The sequence below is a fragment of the Microcoleus sp. CZ3-B2 genome (genome assembly GCF_036705055.1).
GTDB lineage: Bacteria > Cyanobacteriota > Cyanobacteriia > Cyanobacteriales > Microcoleaceae > Microcoleus.
In genome coordinates, this window is record NZ_JAUBTN010000018.1 from 1 (window position 1) to 23,777 (window position 23,777).

Consider the following 23,777-nt stretch of genomic DNA (forward strand, 5'->3'; position numbering starts at 1 on the left):
TCAGAATCAATTTTTCTTTGAGAAATCTTCTGAACTCCCCTTGACAACTGGCATACAAGCTTAACTTGTTACCAATGGGCCCTGCACAATTACCTGTCAGCGAATGTCTTCATAAAACAGTTTGAGATACCTCGCTGAAACCCCAAAACCCCACAAAAAACCGATCGCCAGATAGATGGCAGTTGCTTTAAGTTCGCCCCAATGCGCCACCCGCCGATCGCTACTTTCCACCACCCGATTTACTAACTTAAGTCTCCCGCGGCGCGCCAACTTCAAACACAAATCCGCTTCCTCCATAATTGGCAGCGCCGCATCGAAACCCGCGCCTTCCCAAAAAACAGTACGGCGACAAAAAATAACCTGATCGCCAAACAACAAGCGCAATCCTTTAAAAAATAAATGAGGTCGAAATAACAGCGGCGCGTAGTAAGTTTTTAGATAATTGTGCAGCGAAAAACCCCATCTTGTTTGCTGCGAACCAGCCATCACCGAGATAAACCCGCCTCCGACAATTTCAGCATCGGACAATGTTTTCTGGATGACTGCTACAATGTCGTCAGGAACTAAAGTATCGGCGTGGAGAAAGCACAGAATTTCACCGGTGGCGGTTTCTGCACCTAGGTTCATTTGCGCGGAACGTCCGGCTATACTGCTAGAAATAACTCTGGTGATGGCGGAAAGTGCGATCGCCACTGTATCGTCTTGACTGCCGCCATCTACCACTAACACCTCCCAAGCCGGAGGATTGAGAATGCTGAGTTGGCGCAAAGTGCGTTCCAGACAAGTCGCTTCGTTGAGGGCGGGAATGATAATAGAAACGCGATTCATCTGGTTGAAATTCATGCCAAAAGTATTATACTAAAACATTGTGACGATTCGCAACAAAACAGAAGACCGGGCAGTTAAAACCAGGTCTATAGGAACCAAACCCTAGCATAGTGGGTTGAATACCGGGCGGTTAAAATTACGTTGTCTTGTTCAGTCTGCAGACGCAAACGAAAGTTTTTGTCAACCTGGTTTCAACCGCTGTCTGCATCTATATCTTCCACTAATTAGGACTAAAAAAATCGTGCCAACGAAAATAGAAGTAAAAAACGATCTAGAATTTTACGACGAAAATGCTGATAATTGGTGGGACGAAAATGCTAAAATCTATGCTCTCTACCATCTAAATAAACCCAGATTTGAGTTTTTTGACAGACACGCGACTAATTGGCAAGGGCTCAAAACCTTGGATGTCGGGTGTGGCGGCGGTTTTTCCTGCGAGTTTATGGCCGAGAGGGGCGCTGTGGTTTCTGGAATAGATCGATCGGACAAGTGCATCGTAGCAGCTCAAAATCATGCAGTTACCAGCGGTTTTGAGATTGACTACAGGCAAGGTTTTGCCGAAAATATGCCCTACGCGGACAATACCTTCGATGTCGTCATCTGCGTAGATGTTTTAGAACACGTTGCTGATTACAAAAAGGTTGTGTCAGAGGTTCACCGAATTCTCAAACCCGGAGGACTTTTCTTTTTTGATACCATCAACCGAACTTTTTCTTCGCAAGTTGTGATGATTGGGCTGATGGAAAATATTTTGCAAGAAATTAGGCGGGGGGTTCACGATTGGGAAAAGTTTATTACCCCGGAGGAACTGTCTGTGGTAATGCGAAATACTGGTTTTGGGCATATTGAAATTAAAGGTTTTGATATGTTTGGAGAAATGGGTTCTGTTTTAACCGAAATGCACGGTTTTTGGGAAAATCTGACGGGGGGAAAACAACTATTTCCTTCCCTGGCGAGTTTTCAACAGGTTTCTCAAGTGCTACTTTCTAATCTCGCTAACTATGTTGATTACAAAAAGTCTGGGTTGTTTAAAATCCAAATTAATGAGGATACGTCGATTATGTATGTTGGCGTAGGGGCGAAGAATAATTAGTCATCAGTCATTAGTCATCAGTCATTAGTTATTAGTCATTAGTTATTAGTCATCAGTCATCAGTCATCAGTTATTAGTTAGCTGCTGCTAATAACTGATGATTTTTTATATTTAACTGCAAATAATTAGCAAGTATTGGGCGGCGGGTGCGATCGCCCCTTGCACTCCGATCGCCCAAAACTACCGCCGCGCCTGAAGTTCGGGCTAAAATTACTGCCTGTATATCTAGATCGGTCAACTCTTGTAACAAATCTTAATATTAAATTATTGACAATTTATCTAAATTGCATGGTAGCTTATTGAATATTAATTGCAATAACTGCCGGAATTTAACAGTACCTGGAGGTCAATCACCGTGACAGCAGCAATAGTTTCCGCGTCAGCGTCGCGAATCAGCGACGGACAACCAGCCGATAGCCAGAAACTGATGAGTTTGGGTAAAAATTCTGAAATACCCGACCTCGATCGCTCCAAAGATATCACCCTAGCGGTTTTAGAAGGAGTGGGAACTCTCACGGTGGGCGATCGAACAGTCACTTTAAAGCCCGGAGTATTTGTGTTTGTACCCGCCGAGATCCCGCGCACTCTCAAAGTACAAACAATGCTGAACTTGTTACTAATTGACTGCGAACCAGACCCAGATCTGAGCGAATCAGCTTGGTTAATGAATTTTCAACTTTAACCAAATGAAAAAACATTGCCCTTGCTGCCTTGACTCTCTTATTTCTCAGGTTCGCCACAATCGCACCTACTGGTTTTGTCTCAATTGCAGGCAAGAAATGCCAATTTGTGAATCGAAAACCAGAAATATCAAGCACTATCAAATTTCACATTCGGAGTAAAAATGTCAAAAGCAATTGGTCTGTTCTACGGAACTACTACTGGTAAAACTGAGTCGATCGCTGAAATGATCCGAGATGAATTTGGCGGCGATATCGTGACTCTTCACGAAATCGGTAGCATTGACAATGATGATTTTGCCGAGTACGAATGTCTGATTATCGCTTGTCCGACTTGGAATATCGGCGAACTGCAAAGCGACTGGGAAGGTTTTTTCCCAGAACTGGATGATATTGATTTTAGCGGCAAACAAGTAGCTTATTTGGGAACTGGCGACCAAGAAGGCTACCCGGATAATTTTATGGATGCAATGGGGATTTTGGCTGAAAAAATCTCCGAACAAGGTGGCGAAACAGTCGGTCAATGGCCCACAGACGGTTATGATTTTAATGAATCTAAAGCTGTAGTCAATGGCAAGTTTTTGGGTCTTGCTATTGATGAAGATAATCAATCGGATCTGACGGAAGCGCGAATTAAATCTTGGGTATCTCAACTCAAGAAAGAATTTAGCTTGTAGACTGTTAGGGTGTATTTTTAAACTAATTCTTTAGATCCTGCCCCCCCTAAATCCCCCTTAAGGAGAACCACTTTGAGGGAATTTTCGCCCCTTTTTTTTTTGGATCTGGGAGATAGAGGACGCAATAAAATACGCCCTAGCAGTCGAAGTAAGGTGCGCGGGTGCACCCTAGATTTAAACGTTATGCTTAAGCAATAAATAACTCTATCTCCAACTGAAAATAGATGAAATTTTGTTCAGATGATGTGCTTTGGTTAAGTGTAAGTCCGAGTTTGCTATGCTTCGATCGCTCGCTACTTTCTTATTTAAATGATTCTGTACCTGTGCAAGTATGGGAATACCAACAAACAGAAGATGAAGGTTGCTCTTTGGATATGGCTGTTGAGCTTTTGCACGATTTTTTAACAATGCGCGATCGCCCAATTCATCTCATCGGCCACAGTACCAGCGGATTAGTCGGTTTAATGTATGCGCGCCGCTATCCTCACAAAGTTAGTTCTTTGGGACTTTTAGCTGTCGGTTTGCCATCTTCTGTTAATTGGCAAGCACATTACTATACGCATCTTGCAGCTTTTCCGTGGAGTAGCAAACAAGTTTTGACTCAAATGGTAGACGATATGCTGGGATGTCAAAATCAAAGTATCAGTCAAAAATTTATACCATATTTTGAGGATGACTTAGCCTGTTCTCCTTGTCCTCACTCCTTATTTAGGATGAATAATTCCCGCGATGAGGGTGTAGAAGTACCTTTGTTGATATGCAGCAGCAAAACTGATTTTGTGGTATCTCCTATTGTGATGCGCCGCTGGTCAAAATTTCTTAAAAAAGGCGATCGCTTTTGGGAATGTCCAGACGGGCGGCATTTTTTCCATCACTTCTATCCAGAACAAGTCGGGGAAGAAATATTGAATTTTTGGCTATCTCTACACAGTCGCCAACCGGTTTTAGATTTTAGATATTAAGGGTGTATCGCTACCATCAATCAAAGTTATTAACAGATTTTGGCCTGAAAAGCAATCTACTTGCCTAATTTCCCCAATTTAACGAGGTACCGATTGCTTGAAAGCACTACAGGTGCGATCGCACTTCCAAGCATGACAATTACCGGGGAATGTACCATCACAACTTAATGAGTATTACTTGCAGTAACCATATGAATAAAAACAAACCTGCGGGCGGACGCAAAAACAGCCCAAGAAAGCTGCAACCCTACTTCCAAGAACCTTTGAGCCTGAGAATTATTGTACCGTTCTGAGGTTTTTCCGTCAGCTTATTGCTATTGGTGATGCACACAGTAAAAATCGGATTTGCCAACAGCCTCGAAACAGGAGTGCGTAAGGAAGTTGAAAATCAAGCAGCTTTTGCAGTGCGAGACTTCAAAAGTCGATCGAATATAGTGCGAGCCTCCCCGATCGCGAGTTGTACAATACGCCAGTTCTTGAAGCGATCGCACTATAATAAAAAAAATGCTTTTTGTAAAACTGAGATGCTCCCATTATCATAGTTCTTTCTAAAATCTCTAATTAATTAAATTAATGGCAATTTGCAGAAACTGGTTCCTCTACAGGTGCTGATTGATCGAGACTTACCCACACATAAATCTCCGTAGCATCCTCGCTGCAACTGTGACATCCACCGCACTTTTTCGCCTCTGCCATTTTACTGATGCGGCCTTTGCGAATTAGGCGGTTCAACATTCCGCGCAAAGCATCGCCGTCCATGCGGAAATGGAGCTTTAAATCAGCGATAGAAGCTCTTTTGTTTTCCGCAATAAACTGTTGGATGTCGCTTAAAATCATAGTTTTTCTCCTTTCTTTGTTAGCGTAGGGTTGAAAGTGCGATCGTCCCCGTTCGCGAGGGGGAAATTCGCTCTTCGGGGACACTCGCACTGCACTCGTAAAATGATGGTACCGAATAACTATTGACTGATTGCTTCGCGCCGTTTGGGCTTGATTGCACCAGCCATTTTCAATCCCAAAATTGTCAGGATCATAGCTATTGCCAATCTCACTACCCAAATAATTGAAGATTCTGGATGCTCTGCGTAGGTCACAACCTGATAATAGAGAACCGCCGCCCAATAAGCTAAACCAGTAGTCCAAGCACAGGCGAATATTGTCCAACCTAAATTAGTTTCGCGGTACAATGCAGCCGTTGCCGAAACACAAGGAAAGTACAGCAATACAAACAATAAGTAAGCAAAGGCTGCGTGATTGGAACCAAATCTTTGCGACATTTGTCCGTAGGTGCTACTAGAAATACCTTGATCTTCTTCTGCCTGTTTTTGGTCTGTAATATTGGCTGAACTTAAGCCGAGGGGATCTAAAAGTTGACCGGGAAGTTTTGTGAGATTCTCTGGTATGCTGAAAAATGCTTTGCCGATATTTCCCCAGAAGTTGAATTCTTCTTCTTTTTCCGGTTCTGCACTGGCTGCTTTTTGTTCGTCTGCTAGTTCTGTATAGAGGGAGTCCAAGGTGCCAACCATTACTTCTTTGGCAAATACTCCTGTTAGTAATCCGACGGTGGCCGGCCAGTTTTCTTTGGTAATTCCCATCGGAGTAAATATTGGTGTTGCTGAGCGGGCAACTGCGCTCAAAATTGAATCTTTGCTATCTTCTTTGCCGAAGGAACCATCGGTGCCGACGGAGCTCATGAATCCGAGTACAATTACCATGAGGACGATCGCAATTCCGGCCTTTTTGATAAAAGCCTTCAGTCTGTCCCAAGTCCGCAGCAGTACGCCTTTGAGTTTGGGAATGTGGTAGGGTGGCAGTTCCATAACAAAGGGTGCAGCTTCTCCTTGCAGGATGGTGTTTTTTAAGATTAATCCGGTGAAGACTGCAGCTAAAATTCCTAATAAATAAAGCCCTAATACCATGTTCTGCCCGCCGACTTGGAAGAATGCGCCACAAAATAAGGCGTAAACTGCTAATCTGGCGCTACAAGACATGAATGGATTCATCATAATCGTCATCATGCGATCGCGCTTATTTTCCAATGTCCGCGTCGCCATAATTCCGGGAATATTGCATCCAAAACCTACCATCATCGGTACAAAGGATTTGCCGGGAAGTCCGACAAATCGCATTAATCTGTCCATGACGAAGGCTGCCCGCGCCATGTAGCCAGAGTCTTCCAACACTGACAAACACAGGAACATCATCCCAATTTGGGGAATAAAAGTCGATGTAGTTTGAATGCCGCCACCAGCACCTTTTGCCAGCACTCCGATTAACCATCCAGGGGAATTGAGGCTTTCTAAAAGCTGAGCTAAACCATCTACAAAAATCGTCCCCAACAAAATGTCAAAAAAGTCAATAAACACTGCACCAACGTTAATCGAAATGGTGAACATTAAGTACATCACCATCAAGAATACGGGGATGCCTAACCAGCGATTGAGCACAATTTGGTCGATTTTATCGGAAATGTTGGTTTTGACTTCTCTGGAAGATTCTACTATGCCTTGGGTGAGGGTGCGGATGTAGGTGTAGCGGCTGTCGGCGATGATAATATCTAAGTCGTCATCGAGGGTTTCGTGGACTCTGCGGCGGTGGGGGACGACTATTTGTTCTAAGTCTTTGTTTGCGAGTTCTGGGGCGACATCATCCTGATATTCTAATAGTTTCAGGGCTGTCCAGCGGGCATCAACTTGACGATTGGGGCTGTGTTGTTCGATATGCGGGATGAGTTGGGCGATCGCATCTTCGATCACAGCCGGATAAGCGACATAGGCAGATGGTGCGATCGGCTTTTGTAGCGCTTTATTCACAGCATCCCGCAACAGAGATACTCCGTCATTTGACGAAGCACTCATCGGCACCACCATACAGCCCAATCGTTCTGCAAGTTTGTTAACATCAATTCGGATGTCCCGTTCTTTGGCAACATCCATCATATTTAGCGCTACAATCATCGGCACGCGCATCTCTAAGACTTGGGTGGTGAGATACAAATTGCGCTCTAAGTTGGAAGCGTCAATAATATTAACAATCACATCTGCTTCGCCAGATAGCAAATAATCTCGCGCTACCAATTCATCAAGGCCCGTATCTCCATCTTCGGCATCTATAGAATAAACTCCCGGCAAGTCAACAATCGTAATTGGTAAACCATCATGAGTATATTTTCCCTCTTTGCGTTCGACGGTTACTCCCGGCCAGTTTCCCACTCGCTGGTTAGCACCTGTCAAAGCGTTAAATAAGGTAGTTTTTCCACAGTTGGGATTGCCCACCAATCCAATAATTTGCTTGGCCATTATTTCATCTCCTCTACAAATAGGGTTTTGGCTTCATCTTTCCGCAAACTGAGCTTGAAACCCCGCACTAGGATTTCTACGGGATCTCCTAGAGGTGCGTGGCGAGTGACAGTAAATTCGGTTCCCGGTGTCAATCCCATTGCTAACAATTTGCCTTTGTAGCCGCGGGCTGTTTTTTCATAGCCAACCACTTTGCCTGTGCTACCAACAGCTAAATCTCCCAATTGTATTTTGTCGTTCATTTGTTGTTTTGATTTAGCCTAAATTTGTACAAATTCAATCAACTTTTTGAAGGCAGCAACCCTCTCAGCATTTGTGAATATCTCTATTTTTTCTGATGCCCCCGGCAGTTAAAAAAATGTTCGCAAATCAAATAGGATTGCTGTAGATTTATGGCACTTTTCCTAATTCGTACACATAATTTTTTGTGCCATACCTGCGCCCAAACCGATGCGGTTTTCGCCAATTGCCACAATTACCGAACCGCCGGAGTGACTGATAATTTGAAGTTCGGTACCGGAGACAAATCCCATGCCGATGAGGCGACGCACATAGCCTTCTGAACCCCTGAGTGTGACTATTCGCAGCTTTTCGCCGACGCTTGCCATTGCTAGGGGGAATGATTTACTCTTGGCTGAGTCTGGTTGAACTTCTATCTGAGCTTCTGTGCTGTTTTCGGTTTCTGAGGCTTCTGCTGTTTCTCCATAAAAGGTAAAACCCTTGAAATGTCGCGGGTTTGACTCTTGGTTTTGTTGGCTGTATTGTTGTTTCATCTGTTTTGGCAGTCGATCGACTTTAGTAACTTCTTGCTTGGACTGGCTTGTCCAGCAACTTGAAATATATTCTCAATACGCTCGGCTCGCGATCGCAGACAGGGCGAAATTCCCCGTTCTAGCGAACTATTTCCCGTTGCATAGTTCGGAAAATACTATTCTCCAGGCCTAATAATTAGGCAGATTTTTCGCGGGCCCCTAGTTTTATGTCTCTTGCGTTAGATGCGCGTTAGATACTCATGTGCGCTGCAATCACTAGCAACCAATACCTGTTGTCCTTAAGCATAGTAAACGAAAAAGAAATTATTGGCAACTATTGTCAAATATTTTAGCATTTGCTTAACAAACTCAGCCTTAGCCGGACGGAGTGAGACTACAGGGCGATCGACCCAAGTCCTAGAAGCCGATCGAGCATATACCAATTCGAGCGAAAAATGAGGTATTGACTGCTAAATCCCCCAATCTCCCCAATCCCCCAATCTAAAATCTAAAATCGACTGACTTGTTACCTTTTTGAGAAAGGCTATACTTAAGTGTTCGAGCGATCGCGGGAACACCGCCGCTAGGAATTAACAATTTATCAAGAATTATGCCAGCAAGTTTTCTGCCAAAGTCGATCGCACAACTCACAGAATCTACCTCAATCGCCTTAGCCCAAAGCATTCAACAGTCAGCAATTACAACCCCTCTGAGCCCGCAGCCAATAGCCACCACTTACGTGCGTCAGGGGAGTGGCAACACGCCGATTTTGCTAATTCACGGCTTCGACAGTTCCGTATTTGAATTTCGCCGCCTGCTGCCGCTGCTTGCTGAAAAAAATGAAACTTGGGCGATCGATTTATTGGGTTTTGGCTTTACAGAAAGAGGGGCGGATTTGGCATTTAGCGCCATGGCAATTGGCACTCATCTTTACTCTTTTTGGAAATCGCTAATTTCGCAGCCTGTAATCTTAGTGGGCGCATCGATGGGAGGTGCCGCCGCCATTGATTTTACCCTCAATTATCCCGAAGCTGTCAAAAAATTAGTGCTGATCGACAGTGCAGGTTTTGCCGTCACTTCTAACAAGGGAAAATTTCTCATTCCTCCTTTAGGATATTTGGCAACTTCATTTTTGCGAAACCCTAAAATCCGCCAAAAAATTAGCGTCAATGCTTATTTCGATCGAACTTTTGCTACGGTGGATGCTCAAACTTGCGCTGCTTTGCACTTAGAAACGCCTAACTGGAATCAAGCTTTAATTGCTTTTACCAAAAGCGGCGGTTACGGAGGTTTTGGGGGGAAACTCTCGCAAATTCAGCAGCAAACGCTGATTTTGTGGGGAAAACAAGACCGAATTTTGGGGACGGCGGATGCGGCAAAGTTTGAAAGTGCGATCGCCAATTCTCAATTAATTTGGATACCGGATTGCGGACACGTTCCTCACCTAGAAAAACCGCAAATTACCGCTCAACATATCTTAGATTTCACAGCTAAAGCAGCAGGTTAGTAATGAGGACGACCGTCCGCATCTGTTATCAGAGGACGGTCGTCCTTACTACTAACATTAAACTTTCGGTAAGTATTTTTGTACGATCGTCCATCCCGTGAGCAACACAGTCACAAATCCAGCACCTAAAAATATATTAGTGCCAATGTGGATGGGGCGCGCCCAAGGATGTTTAGGGCCAATTTGCAAACCACTCCCAACAGAAACCAACACCAAAGCCACCACAGCTAACCCGACCGGTAAATGACCTGAGTGACCCAAATTTCCGTAGTATCCCAGCGTACCGACTACGCCAATTCCCAGCAGTAAAATTACCAAAGTCGCCATTCCCGTACCAGTCGCCAAATGAAAGGGACGCAGCCATTTTGGGCGCTGCTGTTTGCTACTGCGGGCGGCAAACATCCATGTTCCAGTAACGGCCAGCAACAGGTAAGCTAAGAGGGAAATACCCATTGACCAAGCCGCTATTTTCCACAACCACAAGAAAGAAGGCAGATTCATCCGTTGCATCCCTAATTAGGGATTTCCAAAAAAGGTTTCCTTCCGATTTTACTGGCATTGTCCAGCAAAAAATGCAGATTTTTGGCAGAAAGGGCGATCGGGCTATCCACAGCTTGCATCTTTCTTACAAACCCGAAGTCAAACGCTAAAGCTCATACTCAGCTTTATTGACGTTATTGATACCAATTTTCCCAAAAATGCAACTACAGGCCAACTCCAAACTAATCTTTAGTAAATCATTCCCAATTCTTCATCAATTCTTCAATCTAAAATTGTATGATTTGTCGAGCCAGTTTTTAGGAGCATCCTTACCATTCTAGCTTCGTGTTTTTGCTGTCAATGAAAGAAAGGCATTTTATAAAACCCTAATTTTTGTTCGACTATTAATCGAAAAAAAGGCAGACCGTCTATCAAATATCTTTTCCACAACCTTCTCGGTTCGCTTAACAGTCGGTACGCCCATTCAATGCCAACTTCGCTCATCCATTTGGGCGATCTTGCTTTGCAACCAGCTTCAAAATCAATGGTTGCACCTACGGCTAAGAAAATTTTGATATGTGTAAATTTACTCTGGTATTTAATCAACCACTTCTCTTGCTTTGGAGAACCCACTCCTATGGCCAGAACTGTAGCTCCTGATTTATTGATCGCGTCAATTATTTTTTCGCATTCTTCCTCATTCTTTTCAAATCCAAAAGAAGGAGAAAGTGCTTCAACTACTATTTGTCTACCAATTTTTTGATTAATTTTTTCCTGGGCTTTTTTCGCAATACCGACCGCCGCTCCGAGCAAAAATATTTTTATTTGCTCGTTATCCTTGTGATACATATAAAATGCAGGAAACAAGTCCGAACCTGAAATTTTTTCTTGAATTGGAGTACCCAAGAATTTTGAGGCATACATCAATATTTGACTGTCGCATACTCGATAACTAGATTGATTGTAAGCTTCATAGAAGTCGCGGTCATACTGCAACTTAATCAAGTGGTCTACGTTGGGTGTAAATACGACACCACCTTCGCTGTCGAGTTTTTCAAACAATTCTGTTATTGACAGGTTATCTATGGACACATTCAATAAATTAACTGTTTTCATTTCTTATTCCCTTTCACCCTTTATATATGAAACTGCAACTCAAACTCTAACCCACACTGCAACCTCGTATTTTCACTTTTTTGTCGCGGGGGGGTGAATATACTTTACTCAGTATATGCCCGTATACCCTACCTGTCTAGTAATAAATTTTAAAGATTGTGTAAAGAATCACCTAATTTTAGCAAAAAGTGTATCAAGCCATTTTTTTGTTTACAATTCGCAGCACAATTTTCTAAACAAGACTATTTCGTGCGAATAGTTAAAAGATTGTAAATTAATGTTGAGCAATTGAAAAATAGAGCGCAACTCCCGAACTAGGTTTGAGGCAAAAAAGGTAGGTTTTTTAGTTTGTGTATGCAGCGAATGCCAGATATATTTAAGCTGTGAGTGCGATCGGCTCGCCTTCCTCAAAATCATCCTGATTTTTGGTGAACCAACGACTTTCTTCTGGGCGGGGACATGGTTTTCTTGGTTTTAAGACTTTCTGGAGCTTTTAAAAGCAAACTCGATAGTCCTCCAGCAATGACCGCAAAAATCGGGTTAGTCATAGCGTTCAAAACACAGTCAAACACGTACATAGTTAAGGACACTGCCAAGACCGCAGCGGGCGCTACTTTGGGATGAACCCAGGTTCTGGCGGGATACTTGGACAGGCAAAAGACGACAACAGGAAGCAACAATGAAGAAAATAAACTAGCTAAACCGACTACACCGTGGACCCCAAATGCAATAATCCATAAACTGTCGGTCACCGAGATATCTTTACCGTACTCGTTGTACACGCGGTTTCCACCCGAATCTCCCCAACCAAAAAGAAATGCTTGCCGTGCTTTTGCCCCCAATATTTCTTCCATGTCAAATCTAAACTTCAGAGAGGATGCTCGTTCTTCGCCAAATATTTGAGTGATGAAGTCAATCACGTCGTGACTCGAAAATTGACCCGATGCTGCTATGTACAGATAAAATGCTATATATCCAATTATGAATAACAGGGGCAAAGAGGTGCGAAAGAATTTCGCTGAAAATAATACGATTAACGCGAACACAAATAAACTGTAAGCGCCAGTAGAACGGCACAGGAAAAAAGCAATAGTTAATACAATTACTAGAGTCTTGATGTTGCGGCCCTGAAACTTTTTCAGCGCCCCAGTTTGCCAAAGCCAAACTCCGATTAAGGCGGCTGTCATCATCCACACGCCCACCATCAAACCGTGCTGCATAAATACTACTGGTCTCCACCCCCCCATACGCCTTGCTTGACCCCAGTCCTCAAAGGCATTGACGCCGTAAACCATTTGGTGCAGAATTGGGCCTTTAACCCCTTCAATTAAAGTAAAAGGAATGTAGGCCAACCCACCGGCAAACATGCCGATCGCCAGTTGTCGCAGCCCGTCTAAACTACCGAAATACAAGCGTCCTACAAAATAAGGTAGACCCCAAGTAACGATTTGGACGAAAGTCGGAGAAATCGGGCTGCCGCCATTAGTAACTTGTGAAAGAATGGGACACAAACACCAAATTAACATTGGCACGTCTAACCAACCGGGTTTAAAAGTGGTGATGCGCGAAGTATCGTAGACCAGAGTAGCCAGCAAAATCGCGTAGCAAGATGCCGAAACTTTGTCATAAGGCGGCAACAGGGGGATGGGATAAGAAGCTTGTGGCAAAAATAGCCACGCTACAATAAAACTGATAATTACCGCCCGGTGAGGCGGAAACCTCACAAACAGATAAAAAACGATCGGAAGCCAGCCGAACAGAGCAATTGGGATTAATGCAACCATAGTTTTTTTTGCAGTAAAATTGCAGAAAGAGAACTCAATTTGCCCGATCGAAGTTCTCGATTAAACGATCGCCCAACCCCGAGCTTTTAAATCCACCTCAATTTTACGCATTCTTCGTTAATTGTGGCTGACCTTCCAGAGCAGTGTCCAGTGCAGCCTAGAACAGGTCGATCGCATCCTTCCAAGTATAATTGATCACCGTTTCCAAAGCAGTCTCGGACATTACCCGCCATTCGGCATCAGATAACTGACAAATTTGCTCGATCGCCTTTGCCATATCCTTTGCCATATCCTCTGGGTCTTCTGGCTTGACCAGAATTCCGCCCCCGCCAGCCAGCAATTCTGGAGCTGCACCAACGGTCGTAGCGATGACTGGAGTACCTACCGCAAGCCATCGCTTCTAAAATTGGCAAACCGAAGCCTTCGGAGCTGCTGGAAAACAGCCAAGCATCGCATTTGCTGTAAAATTCTTTGAGTTGGTCTTGTCTAGGTTCTTTATTATACTCAGTACCAGGTGGCAGCGGCAAATACGCCACAGGATATTCCCCTCATCCCACCCGTAAGACCGAGGGTAGGAAGGACAAAAGTAATTTTCATAACTATAGAACCCATTTGACATCTATTCCAGACTTATTACCACAACTAGGTTTGGGCCGAATCAGTAGAATCCTAGATTTAGGCTAGAATAGTTGCCCTGTAAGGATTTTACAAAAGATATCAAATGGGTTCTATAATAAAAAAAATGCTTTTTGCAAAACACAGATGCTCCCAAAATGCTTTTTGCAAAACACAGATACTCCTGGGGACAAGTCTGCGGTAGGGCAGTACGGGTTGGGAACTTTAAATCGCTTACTCGCAAAGAAATTATGTCAGATGATGGGAGGAGATATTCGGGAGAGCGAGTTGGAAAAAGTGTCAAATTTTCCTGTATAATTACCAGCGATTATCGCTAAAAAATTAGCTAATTAAAAAGAATTTGCCAAGCAATAATTGCTAGTGCTAAATCGGCGATCGCGTGGCTGAGATAACTAGACCAAAGCGAACGGTAAGTCAGATAACACTGCGACCAAATTATTCCGGCGACGAAGACAGCTAACGAGCCTAAAATCACACCGTGCCAATTGCTGTAGGCTGCGATTACAAAAATGTGGTGGAGGGTGAAAAATAGTGCACTGAGAAAAATTGCTTTTTTTCCAGGTATCAGAATCTGGCATTTGTTGCAGACAAACCACCGCCAAGTAAATTCTTCAATTAGTGAATTGACTAGCACAAAATATGCTTCAATCATCAAGTAAATATTAGGGCTGCTAATACCCAATTGCTGCGCTTTTTCTTTTGCAGTTACAGGATCGATCCAGTGCTGACCGAAAAGGCTGTAGATACCCACAATCACCGCAAACATGAATATTCCCCAAATAGCTCCAGCCAGCAATTCTCGGCGGTTGGGGAGGGATAAATGCAGTTTTTCCCGATCGACTAAAACAGACCAGGCGATCGGGAAAACCAGCAACCAAACTTGACACAAAACTGACAGTGTTTGTCCCCAGCTTCCGCCAATATACAATGCTGTTACTGCACCAATACTGGCGGCAGGAACAAGCAATGTGAGAGCTAAGAGTGCTGTTTTGCGATCGCCATTATCCAGCATTTTTTACGCGACATTTGAAAAATTGTATTGAGATCGAAGGTAAAAGCTTGGCTGCTGCAGACAGGGGAGTTTTGTGCCGCTTATCAAAGTGGCGTGCCTTTTCAGTTGCAACAAAATGTTCATGTAAGAACAATTCGATCGCCTCTTTGCATTTGCGGCTCAAAATACCATAATATAATCTAATCCCTAATAGCTGTGTATTTTGGCCCAATGACGATCGCCATTGACTTTGGAACTAGCAACACCGTCGTCGCTCGCTGGAATCAGGCCATCCAGCAGCCAGAAACTTTGAAATTACCGGGATTGTCGGCAATTTCGGCTCAAAACCCGCCCCTAATTCCCAGTTTGCTCTACGTTGAGGACGCTGCTCAAAATAAAATAATACTCGGTCAACAAGTCCGCGACAGAGGTCTCGATTTGAGTGGAGATTCTCGGTCTTTTCGCAATTTCAAGCGAGGAATTGGCACTTCGGTTCAGGGTTTTGTGCCGGAACTAGACGGGCAAATTGTGGATTTTGAACGAGTAGGTGAGTGGTATTTGAGCAAAATTGTTAGCTCAATTCGCGAACTGCCCTTGCCGGTAGATTCTTTAATTTTTACAGTGCCTGTAGATAGTTTTGAAGCTTACCGCCATTGGTTGGGTAAAGTGTCTGAATCTCTGCAAGTAGAACAGGTGCGGATGTTGGACGAACCGACGGCGGCTGCTTTGGGCTACGGTTTGGCCGATCGCGAAATTCTCTTAGTCATTGATTTCGGCGGCGGAACTCTCGACCTTTCTTTAGTGCGCCTCGACATTTCGGCTGGCAAAAAGCCCCTGGGTTTTCTGCTCAAATGGGGCGAAAAATTATTAGCTGAATCTTCGGCACAAAAGGCAAAAGTTGCTCGGGTTTTGGCTAAAGCCGGACAAAATTTGGGCGGTTCTGATATTGATAATTGGCTGGTTGACTATTTTGTCAAAACAAAAGGACTGGCCAAATCTCCGATTACAACGAGATTGGCAGAACGGTTAAAGATTCAGTTATCCTTGGTAAATCAGGCGGTTGAAGTTTATTTTGATGATGAAAATTTTGAGAGTTACGAATTAGAATTAGACCGATCGCGCTTTGAATCTATCCTCGCCGAACATCAGTTTTTTGACAACCTCGACGAGTGCATGAATCAAGTATTGCAGCAAGCGCGCCGCCAAGGTTTAGAAATTGACGACATCGATGCAGTTTTGCTCGTTGGCGGTACGGTTCAAATTCCCGCCGTAAAGCGTTGGGTTGAGCAATATTTCGAGCCGGCAAAGATTCGGTGCGACAAACCCTTTGAGGCGATCGCCCAAGGTGCTCTGCAACTGAGTCAAGGCATAGAAATCAAAGATTTTCTCTATCACAGTTACGGAATTCGCTACTGGAACCGCCGCGAAAATTGCCACAGTTGGCACAGTTTAATCAAATCCGGCCAGTCTTATCCGATGAGCGAACCGGTAGAATTAGTCTTGGGAGCTTCTCTAGAAAATCAGCCGAGTATAGAATTAATTATCGGTGAATTGGGAGCGGAAACTGGCGGCACGGAGATTTATTTTGATGGCGATCGGCTAATTACTCGCCAAATCGCGGGCCAAACCTCGGTACAGCCCCTAAATGACAAAGACGGAGCTCGCAGTATCGCGCAATTGACACCGCCTGGGTATCCGGGGGGCGATCGCATCAAAATCTTCTTTCGCGTTGACGAACAGCGCTTTTTACGCATTACCGTGGAAGATTTGCTGACAAATCAAACTTTGTTGGAGGATAAACCTGTGGTGCAGCTAAGTTAAGCATTCCTGAACGCATAGGAGCTCAGAAACCGGGTTTTTTACGAAAATCCTTCGTTGCAGCCCGCAGATTAAGTGAAAAACCCGGTTTCTTTGATGGAGTGTGTCCAGGACTAAAATTATTAAAAGCAGATGAATTATAAACTAGAATTTCCACTCTCTCCCGAACTAGAAAAGTATCGCGACCGAATCGAAGCTACTATTAAACCTTACATTGAAATTAAAATCCAGAATGACGATAGGCTTAATTTGTGGCAGAGTAAATTCGGGGGATTGCCCTATTTACCTAAAGGCTTTGAGTATCCAAAAACTCCTGACGGTAAATATTTATTCTTGCTAGCACAAATAAACTTTTCTGAAGTACCGCCTTTAGATAGTTTTCCCGATCGGGGAATTTTGCAGTTTTATATAGCCGACGATGGCGCATATGGTTTAAATTTGGGCAATCCCGCCAATGTAGATAATCCCGCACTCGAAGGCAGATTCAAAATAATCTATTTTCCTCAGCCAGACTTCACAGTTGAAAACATGATTACCAATTATGATTTTTTGCCTAAACCGGAAGCTTTTCCTATTGATGGCTGTTGCGGCTTGCAATTTACTAAAAAATATGCGCCGATTAGTACCAGTGACTACAAATTTACCGAACTGTTAGGAGAAGAAATTGATGATTTATTTCTAAATGATGAAATTAGGGATGAGTACCTAGAAATATCGTCTCCTTTTGGTCATAAAATAGGTGGTTATCCTGATTTTACACAAGGCGACATAAGAAGATATGGTAGTAACTTCGATGGGGAAAAAAAGCCAGATATTCTTCTATTCCAAATGGATACTGATGAAAATGATACAGTAGATATCATGTGGGGAGACAGTGGTATAGGTAACTTTTTTATTGATGAATCAGCACTCAGACAATTAGATTTTAGTAAAGTTTTATACAATTGGGATTGTAGTTGAAAGCCGCAGTTAAGTAAGCAAGCTAAAAAAAACCAAAACTGATGAACTCCGATCGAAGAAACCGGGTTTTTGACCGAATCTGCGGGCTGTAACGCAGTATTTCGCAAAAAAACCCGGTTTCTGACTACCGGTGCATAAGTTCTAATCATGTTCGACTATGCCCCATGCCCCATGCCCGATGCCCGATGCCCGATGCCCGATGCCCGATGCCCGATGCCCCATGCCCCATGCCCTAAACCTAAGATTTGTGCACCACCACCGGTGTCCCCACCGAGGCCCAATTGAACAACCATTTAGCGTGATTTACAGCTACATTCGTGCAGCCGTGAGTGACGGGATTCCCAAACAAATTGTGCCAGTAAGCGCCGTGAATTGCCATTCCTCCGTCGTAATACATGGTATAGGGAACGTCGGGCACATCGTAGTCCGGCCCAGTCATTCTGGCAACGCGGTATTTGGTTTGAACGGCAAAGGTTCCCGTGCGGGTGGGAGTCGATGATTTGCCGCTGGAAATAGTCACCGCATAAACAGGTTTGTTTCCTTCCCAAGCTGTTAATCTTTGTCTTGATAAATCAATTTCAATCCAGCGCTGACTGGACTGCTGCAACTGCATAATTCTATTGGCAATTTTGTTGTGCTGCGAGCCGGCAATTGCAGGATTTTGCCCGCCACAAAATGCAGTAACTGTGAGGGCGCAGCCGGCACAGAAAATGCCGGCGCGGCGAAAGTAAGTTGAGTTGATAATGCTGTTCATTCCTCACACCCAAAACGATTTTAGACTTGAAATTTTAGATTTTAGATTAGCTTGTACTACTTTAGATTGTAGATTATAGATTTTAGATTGGGAAAGAGGGCTTAACAAGTTGTTAACTTTTTGGTAAGAGTTCGGGCAATTTGGCCGATCGCCCGCCAATCTCCATTTTCCACTAAGTGTTTGGGAAATAAGTCTCCCGCCAAACCAACGGCGATCGCCCCAGCGTCAATAAATACCTTCGCATTTTCCACTGTCACCCCGCCAGTCGGAATTAAAGGAATGTGTCCCAGAGGGCCTTGCAGGCTTTTCAGGTAAGCTGCACCTCCCAAACCGGATATCGGAAACACTTTAACGCAGGTAGCGCCTGCTTGCCACGCTGTCACAATTTCCGTGGGAGAAAAAGCACCGGGGACGATCGGCACTCCGGCATCAACTGCTGTTTTAATCATAGCTACATCTGTGTGCGGAGTAAACAAAAATTGAGCGCCGCAATCTATGGCTTGCTGCAACTGTTCTAAGTTTAATAAAGTGCCAGTACCAATACTAAAAGTAGGAAATTCCGAGCGGAGTTCGGCAATTAATTCAGCAGCTTTGTGAGTGTTCCAAGTAATTTCAATAAACAAAAATCCGCCTGCCGCTACCGCCGATGCCATCTGCCAAGCGAGTTCCTTTTCGGAGGAACGGATGACTGCAATCGCCCGGTGTTTTTTGAGTAGTGTCAACCAAGATTGATGATTCATGCGATTTTAGATTTTAGATTGAGGACGCACCCTAATTTGTAACTTAGATAGTTCTGACTCGCATAGGATTTTAAGACTGATTACTAACTTCGAGATATACCAAATTACAAGAAGCGCCACGTTAAGTTTTTAACCGACAATCTAAGTAACAAAATCGCTTGCCAATTACCAATAGACCTCTTGCAGAAGTCACTGGCTCGATAGAGAAACCGCAGATATCAAACAGATAAACACTGATTGACGCAGATGATTTCAGGGTATTTTCCGATTTTTGCAAGAGGTCTAATGACCCAGCGTACCTCGGCTAGAAGTTTACCAAAGATGAATAGGTGCGATCGCTACAGCCAACTGCTGGCTTGAATCCCACATTTCGCACCCTCAACTGTCACAATCGGTTTTTACTTAGTTTTATGGATAAATTAAGCTATAAATTATAATTTTATACCGTAGATTGACGGATGTAAATTTTAGGAAAGGCATAATTTATTACTTTAAAATTAGATTTTTCTGAGTAATTATACTGTGTGACACCGTAGGGTGCGGAATGTGGCTTGAATCGATCTAAGTTTAACACCATCTCCACGTTGCTGCTCTCTACAAAAAAATGTAAACTAATATAGTCGTGTCTGCTGTGGGTGCAGCCTCCTGCGGCAAATTTTCTGGGAGACCTCATGAAGAATTCTGATGCAGCTACTCCTCTCAAGTCCCACGGAGTTAGTCGATTATTAATGCAGTTCGCTTGGGCTAACGTCTCGTTAAACATCGTTTCCCTGCTTTTAACTTCGGTGAAAGCAATTGCACCAACGATTGAGGCGCCGCTTCAAGGTTTGCAGCAGATTTTGTGGATTGTTACAATTCTTGTCGCCTCGATTTTGTTCGTGCTTTTTCTAGTCTGGCTATATCGCTTGCACGTCGATCTCAAGGTTCTTTTCAATGATTATCCTATCACCCCAGGAGGAGCGATGGCAAGATTTCTCATACCGATATACAGTATATGGGGAATTTGGAATGCACTCTCAACATTTGCCAACAGATTTAATCAGGAAGGGGGAGAATTAGCAAAGTTTGCCGAGTATATAAATCCCCTGATCGGAGGGTTCTATGCTTTAACTATTGCCTCAAATATGTTGAACCGTGAATTTTCAAGAATGCAGAGGCAGAGTCCAGAAATAGAGCCTTTATGGTTGTTCTTGCTTAATGATGTAGTAGGCCTGGGTTTGTCGGTCATGTTATTGCTAATGGTAAAAAGTATGAGCAGTGCCGTTGTTGCCAAAGCTCGTCAGCCAAAATCAGGCAGGACAATCAAGGTTTAGTAGATAGGGGTAGGGTGCGTCCCTCTGGGATAACTGCAAATAGCGAGAATTGTCGCAGCGACGCACCCTACTATAAAAAATCGGGGCGATTCCAGACAATTCCAGAATCACCCCAATTATTGATTTCAAACTTTAGATTCAATCTAAAATCTAAAATCTAAAATCCAAAATCCAAAATCAATTAGGCAATTGTTGCCATCTTGACATCGCTGTTAGCTAGCAAATTTTGCAATTCATCAGCATCCACAGTTTCCTTTTCTATTAGCATATCTGCCAAGGAGTTGAGGACGTGGCGGTTGCCAACCAGCACGTCTTTAGCGCGCAGGTAAGCTTGCTCTACCAACAAACGCACTTCATCGTCGATGGTGGCTGCGGTTTCTTCAGAAAAATCCCGTTCAGCCATGATATCGCGACCCATGAACATATTCCCTTGTTGGCGACCCAGAGCTACAGGGCCTAACCGATCGCTCATTCCGAAGCGAGTTACCATTTGTCGTGCTACTCTTGCCACTTGCTGCAAGTCATTAGAAGCGCCAGTCGTGACTTCTTCCTCGCCGAAGACAATCTCTTCAGCAATGCGGCCACCCAAAGCTACCGCCATTTGATTTTGCAAGTAAGAGCGAGAATACAAGCCTGAATCCATCCGATCTTCGCTCGGTGTGAACCAAGTCAAACCGCCAGCGCGGCCGCGGGGGATAATGCTAATTTTCTGCACGGGATCGTAGTCGGGCATCAAAGCACCGACCAAAGCGTGACCGGCTTCGTGGTAAGCTACCAAAGTTTTGCGCTTTTCGCTCATCACGCGGTCTTTCTTTTCTGGGCCGGCGAGCACGCGATCGATCGCATCATTGACTTCATCCATCGAAACTTCGGTCAAGTTGCGGCGGGCGGCCAAAATAGCTGCTTCGTTGAGCAGGTTAGCCAAATCCGCACCTGTGAAACCAGGAGTCCGGCGGGCGATTTTTTCCAAGTCCACGTCTTTCGACAAGGTTTTGCCGCGGGCGTGAACGTTGAGAATTTCCAGGCGGCCGGAGAAATCGGGGCGATCGACCACAACTTGGCGATCGAAACGGCCCGGACGCAGCAGCGCAGCATCCAGCACGTCGGGGCGGTTCGTGGCAGCAATCAAAATGATGCCTGTATTGCCCTCAAAACCGTCCATTTCGGTCAGCAACTGGTTCAGGGTTTGTTCCCGTTCGTCGTTACCGCCGCCCAAACCAGCTCCCCGCTGGCGGCCTACCGCGTCAATTTCATCGATAAATACGATGCAAGGAGCGTTGGTTTTAGCTTGTTCAAACAAGTCGCGGACGCGGGAAGCACCCACACCTACGAACATTTCCACAAATTCTGAACCGGAAATCGAGAAGAAGGGAACGCCTGCTTCGCCAGCAACTGCTTTGGCGAGAAGGGTTTTGCCTGTTCCGGGAGGGCCTACCAGCAGCACGCCTTTGGGGATTTTTGCTCCGACTGCGGTGAAGCGATCGGCATTTTTCAGGAAGTCCACGACTTCTGCGAGTTCTAGCTTGGCTTGTTCGATGCCGGCCACGTCGCCGAATGTCACCTGAGTTTGAGGTTCCATTTGAACTCTAGCTTTCGATTTGCCGAAGTTCATGGCTTGGTTGCCGGGCCCGTTTTGGGCGCGCCGCACCAAGAAAAACAGTCCCACTAACAGCAGGATCGGGAAGAACAGGCTGCTGAGGGCTTTTACCCAGAAACCTTCGTCGCTTTGGGGCAGAACTGAAATGTCTACGTTGTTTTTGGTCAGGATGTTGATCAGTTCGGGGTCGTTCGGCAGGTTGACGAGTACCTTGTTGCCGTCTTGAGCCGTTACGAGGGCTTTGCTGCGATCGGAACTGATATTTATTTTGTCTACTCTCTTGCCTTCGACTTCCTGAATGAATTGGCTGTACTTCCAAACTTCCCGGCTTGGGGGCTGTTTGTCAAAAAATGCCGTGGCTAGGGCAATGACTACAATAGCCAGCAGTGCGTACAGTCCAGCGTTTCTCCACCGTTTATTCACCGAGGTCGATCCTCCTAATTATTTAGTCCCTACAGTTTGGGATTTTTTATTTATGTTCATCAATCTTAACGTAATTGTAACTTGTTTGCGGCCTGCAAGAATCCCCGTTAGGGCGATCTTGCTTGCATGGTGGTGGAAACCGAACGTGGCTTCACTGCGTCAGGTGATGAAATGCTTTCCTCGCCAAAGGTAAATTTTTGCCTACACGATCGAGTGATTTTTGTCAATGTGCCGATTGAGTGGGTAACGAGTTTAGGCCAAGAGGGAGATGGACGATCGTCGTCTCAATCAAGCGCGCATCGCGATCGATGCTTGAGTTAGAGGTAATATGGGTGCAATCTCTTGCTGTTTTTGAGGCAGAACAAATGTATAGCGGTAGTGAAGCCCCGGCAACTACCCGACTCAGCGCGGCAACAGTTCAGATTTTCTGAGTGCGGATGCGGTTGGCTGATGTACTCTACCAAGCTTACTTGAGGCGATCGCCATCTTCGGCACAGAAAAAACGCCGCATAGGAAAATTGAAATAACTGGCTTTTTAACTGATATGCACAACCTCGCAGATAATATTATAGCGGCAACTAATTTATATAATTGTGGCGACCACTTTCAGGCAGAGTTAATTTGTACCAAAATTCTTGACAGTCAGCCAGACAATTCAGATGCTTTATGTTTGTTGGGGAAAATTAAATATCAACTTTCAAAAAATCAGCTTGCTTCCACAACAGATGCAGGTCTGCGCTATCATTTGTGGTACTACAACAACCAAATTTGGAATACCACCACATGGGCAGGAGTCAAAGCACTAAAATCTCCCTGCGATATGTGGAGTTACCAAGAAATTATCTGGGATTTAAAACCTAGTTTAATCCTAGAATTTGGCAGTTTCTATGGTGGAGGTACTTTATTCTTTGCCTCGCTCCTTGAAAAAATTAATAACAAATCTCAAGTGTTTTCGGTAGATATTGACCATACATCTCTCACTCCCCAAGTAAGAAATCATCCCCGCATCGAGTTAATGCTGTCATCCTCAACCGCCCCTCAAGTTTCTCAAAGAATAGTCGAATTACGCAGAGAATTTCCGGGGCAGATATTTGCTATCCTGGATAGCAACCATGAAAAGCAGCACGTTTTGGGCGAGATGCAACTGCTGCGACCGCTACTGCAAACAGGCGATTACGTCGTAGTTGAAGATAGTAATATCAACGGACACCCCGTTTTGCCCGGATGGGGAGAAGGGCCATACGAAGCAATGGAAGAATATTTTGCCATTTACCCTGATGATTATCAAAGAGATGATTTGCGCGAACAGAAATTTGGCTTTACTTTTGCAACTGCTGGATTCTTGATTCGACGCTAAATATTTAAAATTG

Annotated in this window: 25 protein-coding genes and 1 pseudogene; 11 read left to right on the forward strand and 15 right to left on the reverse strand. The window is 44.4% G+C overall.

Annotated elements, in window-relative coordinates; all coding sequences use genetic code 11:
• Positions 1–96 precede the first annotated feature (96 nt).
• Positions 97–828 carry a TIGR04283 family arsenosugar biosynthesis glycosyltransferase gene (locus QUA97_RS10675; RefSeq protein ID WP_333194578.1) on the reverse strand — a complete coding sequence of 244 codons (732 nt, stop codon included), beginning with the start codon at positions 826–828 and terminating at the stop codon, positions 97–99.
• Between the two features lie 241 nt (positions 829–1,069).
• Between QUA97_RS10675 and ubiG the strand changes: the two genes are divergently transcribed.
• Positions 1,070–1,921 carry a bifunctional 2-polyprenyl-6-hydroxyphenol methylase/3-demethylubiquinol 3-O-methyltransferase UbiG gene (gene ubiG, locus QUA97_RS10680; RefSeq protein ID WP_333194579.1) on the forward strand — a complete coding sequence of 284 codons (852 nt, stop codon included), beginning with the start codon at positions 1,070–1,072 and terminating at the stop codon, positions 1,919–1,921.
• A gap of 73 nt (positions 1,922–1,994) precedes the next feature.
• On the opposite strand, the gene QUA97_RS10685 is transcribed toward ubiG, so the two are convergent.
• Positions 1,995–2,159, reverse strand: coding sequence for a hypothetical protein (locus tag QUA97_RS10685; protein ID WP_333194580.1), 165 nt, complete (start codon positions 2,157–2,159; stop codon positions 1,995–1,997).
• A 117-nt stretch (positions 2,160–2,276) separates the two neighbouring features.
• Here QUA97_RS10685 and QUA97_RS10690 point away from each other — a divergent pair, with 117 nt between their 5' ends.
• The 4 genes from QUA97_RS10690 to QUA97_RS10705 all read left to right on the forward strand — a co-directional run bounded on the left by QUA97_RS10690 (position 2,277) and on the right by QUA97_RS10705 (position 4,782).
• Positions 2,277–2,603, forward strand: coding sequence for a cupin domain-containing protein (locus tag QUA97_RS10690; protein ID WP_194008199.1), 327 nt, complete (start codon positions 2,277–2,279; stop codon positions 2,601–2,603).
• Between the two features lie 162 nt (positions 2,604–2,765).
• A complete protein-coding gene (fldA, locus tag QUA97_RS10695) occupies positions 2,766–3,278 on the forward strand; it encodes a flavodoxin FldA (protein WP_333194581.1) in 513 nt (170 codons plus the stop codon).
• Between the two features lie 224 nt (positions 3,279–3,502).
• Positions 3,503–4,240 carry an alpha/beta fold hydrolase gene (locus tag QUA97_RS10700; RefSeq protein ID WP_333194582.1) on the forward strand — a complete coding sequence of 246 codons (738 nt, stop codon included), beginning with the start codon at positions 3,503–3,505 and terminating at the stop codon, positions 4,238–4,240.
• 323 nt (positions 4,241–4,563) lie between these two features.
• Positions 4,564–4,782: a hypothetical protein gene (locus QUA97_RS10705; protein WP_194067934.1), complete on the forward strand. Its 219-nt coding sequence runs from the start codon at positions 4,564–4,566 to the stop codon at positions 4,780–4,782.
• A 28-nt stretch (positions 4,783–4,810) separates the two neighbouring features.
• Here the strand turns inward: QUA97_RS10705 and QUA97_RS10710 are convergent, their stop codons facing one another.
• The 4 genes from QUA97_RS10710 to QUA97_RS10725 form a co-directional block, all read right to left on the reverse strand.
• Entirely contained in the window at positions 4,811–5,077 is a 267-nt protein-coding gene (locus QUA97_RS10710; RefSeq protein ID WP_333194583.1) for a FeoC-like transcriptional regulator, read from the reverse strand.
• A gap of 119 nt (positions 5,078–5,196) precedes the next feature.
• Positions 5,197–7,536: a Fe(2+) transporter permease subunit FeoB gene (gene feoB / locus QUA97_RS10715; protein ID WP_333194584.1), complete on the reverse strand. Its 2,340-nt coding sequence runs from the start codon at positions 7,534–7,536 to the stop codon at positions 5,197–5,199.
• Positions 7,536–7,778, reverse strand: coding sequence for a FeoA family protein (locus QUA97_RS10720; RefSeq protein ID WP_194067931.1), 243 nt, complete (start codon positions 7,776–7,778; stop codon positions 7,536–7,538). The genes feoB and QUA97_RS10720 overlap by 1 nt, the downstream gene beginning before the upstream one ends.
• Before the next feature lie 162 nt (positions 7,779–7,940).
• The gene (locus QUA97_RS10725) at positions 7,941–8,309 is read right to left on the reverse strand and encodes a FeoA family protein (protein ID WP_194067930.1); all 369 of its coding nucleotides are present in this window, start codon (positions 8,307–8,309) and stop codon (positions 7,941–7,943) included.
• 306 nt (positions 8,310–8,615) lie between these two features.
• Here QUA97_RS10725 and QUA97_RS10730 point away from each other — a divergent pair, with 306 nt between their 5' ends.
• Together QUA97_RS10730 and QUA97_RS10735 are read left to right on the forward strand one after the other, a co-directional pair.
• Positions 8,616–8,747: a hypothetical protein gene (locus tag QUA97_RS10730; protein ID WP_255515878.1), complete on the forward strand. Its 132-nt coding sequence runs from the start codon at positions 8,616–8,618 to the stop codon at positions 8,745–8,747.
• Positions 8,748–8,898: 151 nt separating this feature from the next.
• Entirely contained in the window at positions 8,899–9,795 is an 897-nt protein-coding gene (locus QUA97_RS10735) for an alpha/beta fold hydrolase (RefSeq protein ID WP_333194586.1), read from the forward strand.
• Between the two features lie 57 nt (positions 9,796–9,852).
• Here QUA97_RS10735 and QUA97_RS10740 read toward each other — a convergent pair whose 3' ends face one another.
• The 6 genes and pseudogenes from QUA97_RS10740 to QUA97_RS10765 all read right to left on the reverse strand — a co-directional run bounded on the left by QUA97_RS10740 (position 9,853) and on the right by QUA97_RS10765 (position 14,823).
• Entirely contained in the window at positions 9,853–10,296 is a 444-nt protein-coding gene (locus QUA97_RS10740) for a DUF4079 domain-containing protein (RefSeq protein WP_333194587.1), read from the reverse strand.
• A 336-nt stretch (positions 10,297–10,632) separates the two neighbouring features.
• On the reverse strand, positions 10,633–11,391 hold the full coding sequence (locus tag QUA97_RS10745; protein ID WP_333194588.1) for a WecB/TagA/CpsF family glycosyltransferase: 759 nt from the start codon (positions 11,389–11,391) through the stop codon (positions 10,633–10,635).
• Between the two features lie 413 nt (positions 11,392–11,804).
• The gene (locus QUA97_RS10750) at positions 11,805–13,175 is read right to left on the reverse strand and encodes an O-antigen ligase domain-containing protein (protein WP_194067926.1); all 1,371 of its coding nucleotides are present in this window, start codon (positions 13,173–13,175) and stop codon (positions 11,805–11,807) included.
• 157 nt (positions 13,176–13,332) lie between these two features.
• A complete protein-coding gene (locus QUA97_RS10755) occupies positions 13,333–13,515 on the reverse strand; it encodes a hypothetical protein (protein WP_228050038.1) in 183 nt (60 codons plus the stop codon).
• An 88-nt stretch (positions 13,516–13,603) separates the two neighbouring features.
• Positions 13,604–13,711: pseudogene (locus QUA97_RS10760) on the reverse strand (hypothetical protein); the annotation flags it as partial.
• Positions 13,712–14,136: 425 nt separating this feature from the next.
• On the reverse strand, positions 14,137–14,823 hold the full coding sequence (locus QUA97_RS10765) for a CPBP family intramembrane glutamic endopeptidase (RefSeq protein ID WP_194067925.1): 687 nt from the start codon (positions 14,821–14,823) through the stop codon (positions 14,137–14,139).
• A gap of 210 nt (positions 14,824–15,033) precedes the next feature.
• Between QUA97_RS10765 and QUA97_RS10770 the strand changes: the two genes are divergently transcribed.
• Entirely contained in the window at positions 15,034–16,623 is a 1,590-nt protein-coding gene (locus QUA97_RS10770; RefSeq protein WP_333194624.1) for an Hsp70 family protein, read from the forward strand.
• Positions 16,624–16,752: 129 nt separating this feature from the next.
• A complete protein-coding gene (locus QUA97_RS10775) occupies positions 16,753–17,580 on the forward strand; it encodes a YwqG family protein (protein ID WP_333194589.1) in 828 nt (275 codons plus the stop codon).
• 238 nt (positions 17,581–17,818) lie between these two features.
• On the opposite strand, the gene QUA97_RS10780 is transcribed toward QUA97_RS10775, so the two are convergent.
• Both QUA97_RS10780 and QUA97_RS10785 read right to left on the reverse strand, forming a co-directional pair.
• Complete coding sequence (locus QUA97_RS10780; RefSeq protein ID WP_333194590.1) at positions 17,819–18,334, reverse strand: L,D-transpeptidase; 516 nt, start codon at positions 18,332–18,334, stop codon at positions 17,819–17,821.
• A 101-nt stretch (positions 18,335–18,435) separates the two neighbouring features.
• Positions 18,436–19,074, reverse strand: a complete 639-nt coding sequence (locus tag QUA97_RS10785) for a bifunctional 4-hydroxy-2-oxoglutarate aldolase/2-dehydro-3-deoxy-phosphogluconate aldolase (protein WP_333194591.1) — start codon at positions 19,072–19,074, stop codon at positions 18,436–18,438.
• A gap of 671 nt (positions 19,075–19,745) precedes the next feature.
• Here QUA97_RS10785 and QUA97_RS10790 point away from each other — a divergent pair.
• Positions 19,746–20,387 carry a hypothetical protein gene (locus QUA97_RS10790; RefSeq protein WP_194067921.1) on the forward strand — a complete coding sequence of 214 codons (642 nt, stop codon included), beginning with the start codon at positions 19,746–19,748 and terminating at the stop codon, positions 20,385–20,387.
• 181 nt (positions 20,388–20,568) lie between these two features.
• Here the strand turns inward: QUA97_RS10790 and ftsH3 are convergent, their stop codons facing one another.
• Positions 20,569–22,407 carry an ATP-dependent zinc metalloprotease FtsH3 gene (ftsH3, locus tag QUA97_RS10795; RefSeq protein WP_194067920.1) on the reverse strand — a complete coding sequence of 613 codons (1,839 nt, stop codon included), beginning with the start codon at positions 22,405–22,407 and terminating at the stop codon, positions 20,569–20,571.
• A 544-nt stretch (positions 22,408–22,951) separates the two neighbouring features.
• On the opposite strand from ftsH3, the gene QUA97_RS10800 reads away from it, so the two are divergent.
• On the forward strand, positions 22,952–23,764 hold the full coding sequence (locus QUA97_RS10800) for a cephalosporin hydroxylase family protein (protein WP_333194593.1): 813 nt from the start codon (positions 22,952–22,954) through the stop codon (positions 23,762–23,764).
• The last annotated feature ends 13 nt before the right edge of the window (positions 23,765–23,777 follow it).

Excerpts from the sequence above, each read along its gene's own strand:
- QUA97_RS10675 (WP_333194578.1), bottom strand. The coding sequence starts at position 828 with ATGAATCGCGTTTCTATTATCATTCCCGCCCTCAACGAAGCGACTTGT.
- fldA (WP_333194581.1), top strand. The coding sequence starts at position 2,766 with ATGTCAAAAGCAATTGGTCTGTTCTACGGAACTACTACTGGTAAAACT.
- QUA97_RS10700 (WP_333194582.1), top strand. The coding sequence starts at position 3,503 with ATGAAATTTTGTTCAGATGATGTGCTTTGGTTAAGTGTAAGTCCGAGT.
- QUA97_RS10705 (WP_194067934.1), top strand. The coding sequence starts at position 4,564 with ATGCACACAGTAAAAATCGGATTTGCCAACAGCCTCGAAACAGGAGTG.
- QUA97_RS10710 (WP_333194583.1), bottom strand. The coding sequence starts at position 5,077 with ATGATTTTAAGCGACATCCAACAGTTTATTGCGGAAAACAAAAGAGCT.
- feoB (WP_333194584.1), bottom strand. The coding sequence starts at position 7,536 with ATGGCCAAGCAAATTATTGGATTGGTGGGCAATCCCAACTGTGGAAAA.
- QUA97_RS10720 (WP_194067931.1), bottom strand. The coding sequence starts at position 7,778 with ATGAACGACAAAATACAATTGGGAGATTTAGCTGTTGGTAGCACAGGC.
- QUA97_RS10725 (WP_194067930.1), bottom strand. The coding sequence starts at position 8,309 with ATGAAACAACAATACAGCCAACAAAACCAAGAGTCAAACCCGCGACAT.
- QUA97_RS10735 (WP_333194586.1), top strand. The coding sequence starts at position 8,899 with ATGCCAGCAAGTTTTCTGCCAAAGTCGATCGCACAACTCACAGAATCT.
- QUA97_RS10740 (WP_333194587.1), bottom strand. The coding sequence starts at position 10,296 with ATGAATCTGCCTTCTTTCTTGTGGTTGTGGAAAATAGCGGCTTGGTCA.
- QUA97_RS10745 (WP_333194588.1), bottom strand. The coding sequence starts at position 11,391 with ATGAAAACAGTTAATTTATTGAATGTGTCCATAGATAACCTGTCAATA.
- QUA97_RS10750 (WP_194067926.1), bottom strand. The coding sequence starts at position 13,175 with ATGGTTGCATTAATCCCAATTGCTCTGTTCGGCTGGCTTCCGATCGTT.
- QUA97_RS10765 (WP_194067925.1), bottom strand. The coding sequence starts at position 14,823 with ATGCTGGATAATGGCGATCGCAAAACAGCACTCTTAGCTCTCACATTG.
- QUA97_RS10770 (WP_333194624.1), top strand. The coding sequence starts at position 15,034 with ATGACGATCGCCATTGACTTTGGAACTAGCAACACCGTCGTCGCTCGC.
- QUA97_RS10775 (WP_333194589.1), top strand. The coding sequence starts at position 16,753 with ATGAATTATAAACTAGAATTTCCACTCTCTCCCGAACTAGAAAAGTAT.
- QUA97_RS10780 (WP_333194590.1), bottom strand. The coding sequence starts at position 18,334 with ATGAACAGCATTATCAACTCAACTTACTTTCGCCGCGCCGGCATTTTC.
- QUA97_RS10785 (WP_333194591.1), bottom strand. The coding sequence starts at position 19,074 with ATGAATCATCAATCTTGGTTGACACTACTCAAAAAACACCGGGCGATT.
- QUA97_RS10790 (WP_194067921.1), top strand. The coding sequence starts at position 19,746 with ATGAAGAATTCTGATGCAGCTACTCCTCTCAAGTCCCACGGAGTTAGT.
- QUA97_RS10800 (WP_333194593.1), top strand. The coding sequence starts at position 22,952 with ATGCACAACCTCGCAGATAATATTATAGCGGCAACTAATTTATATAAT.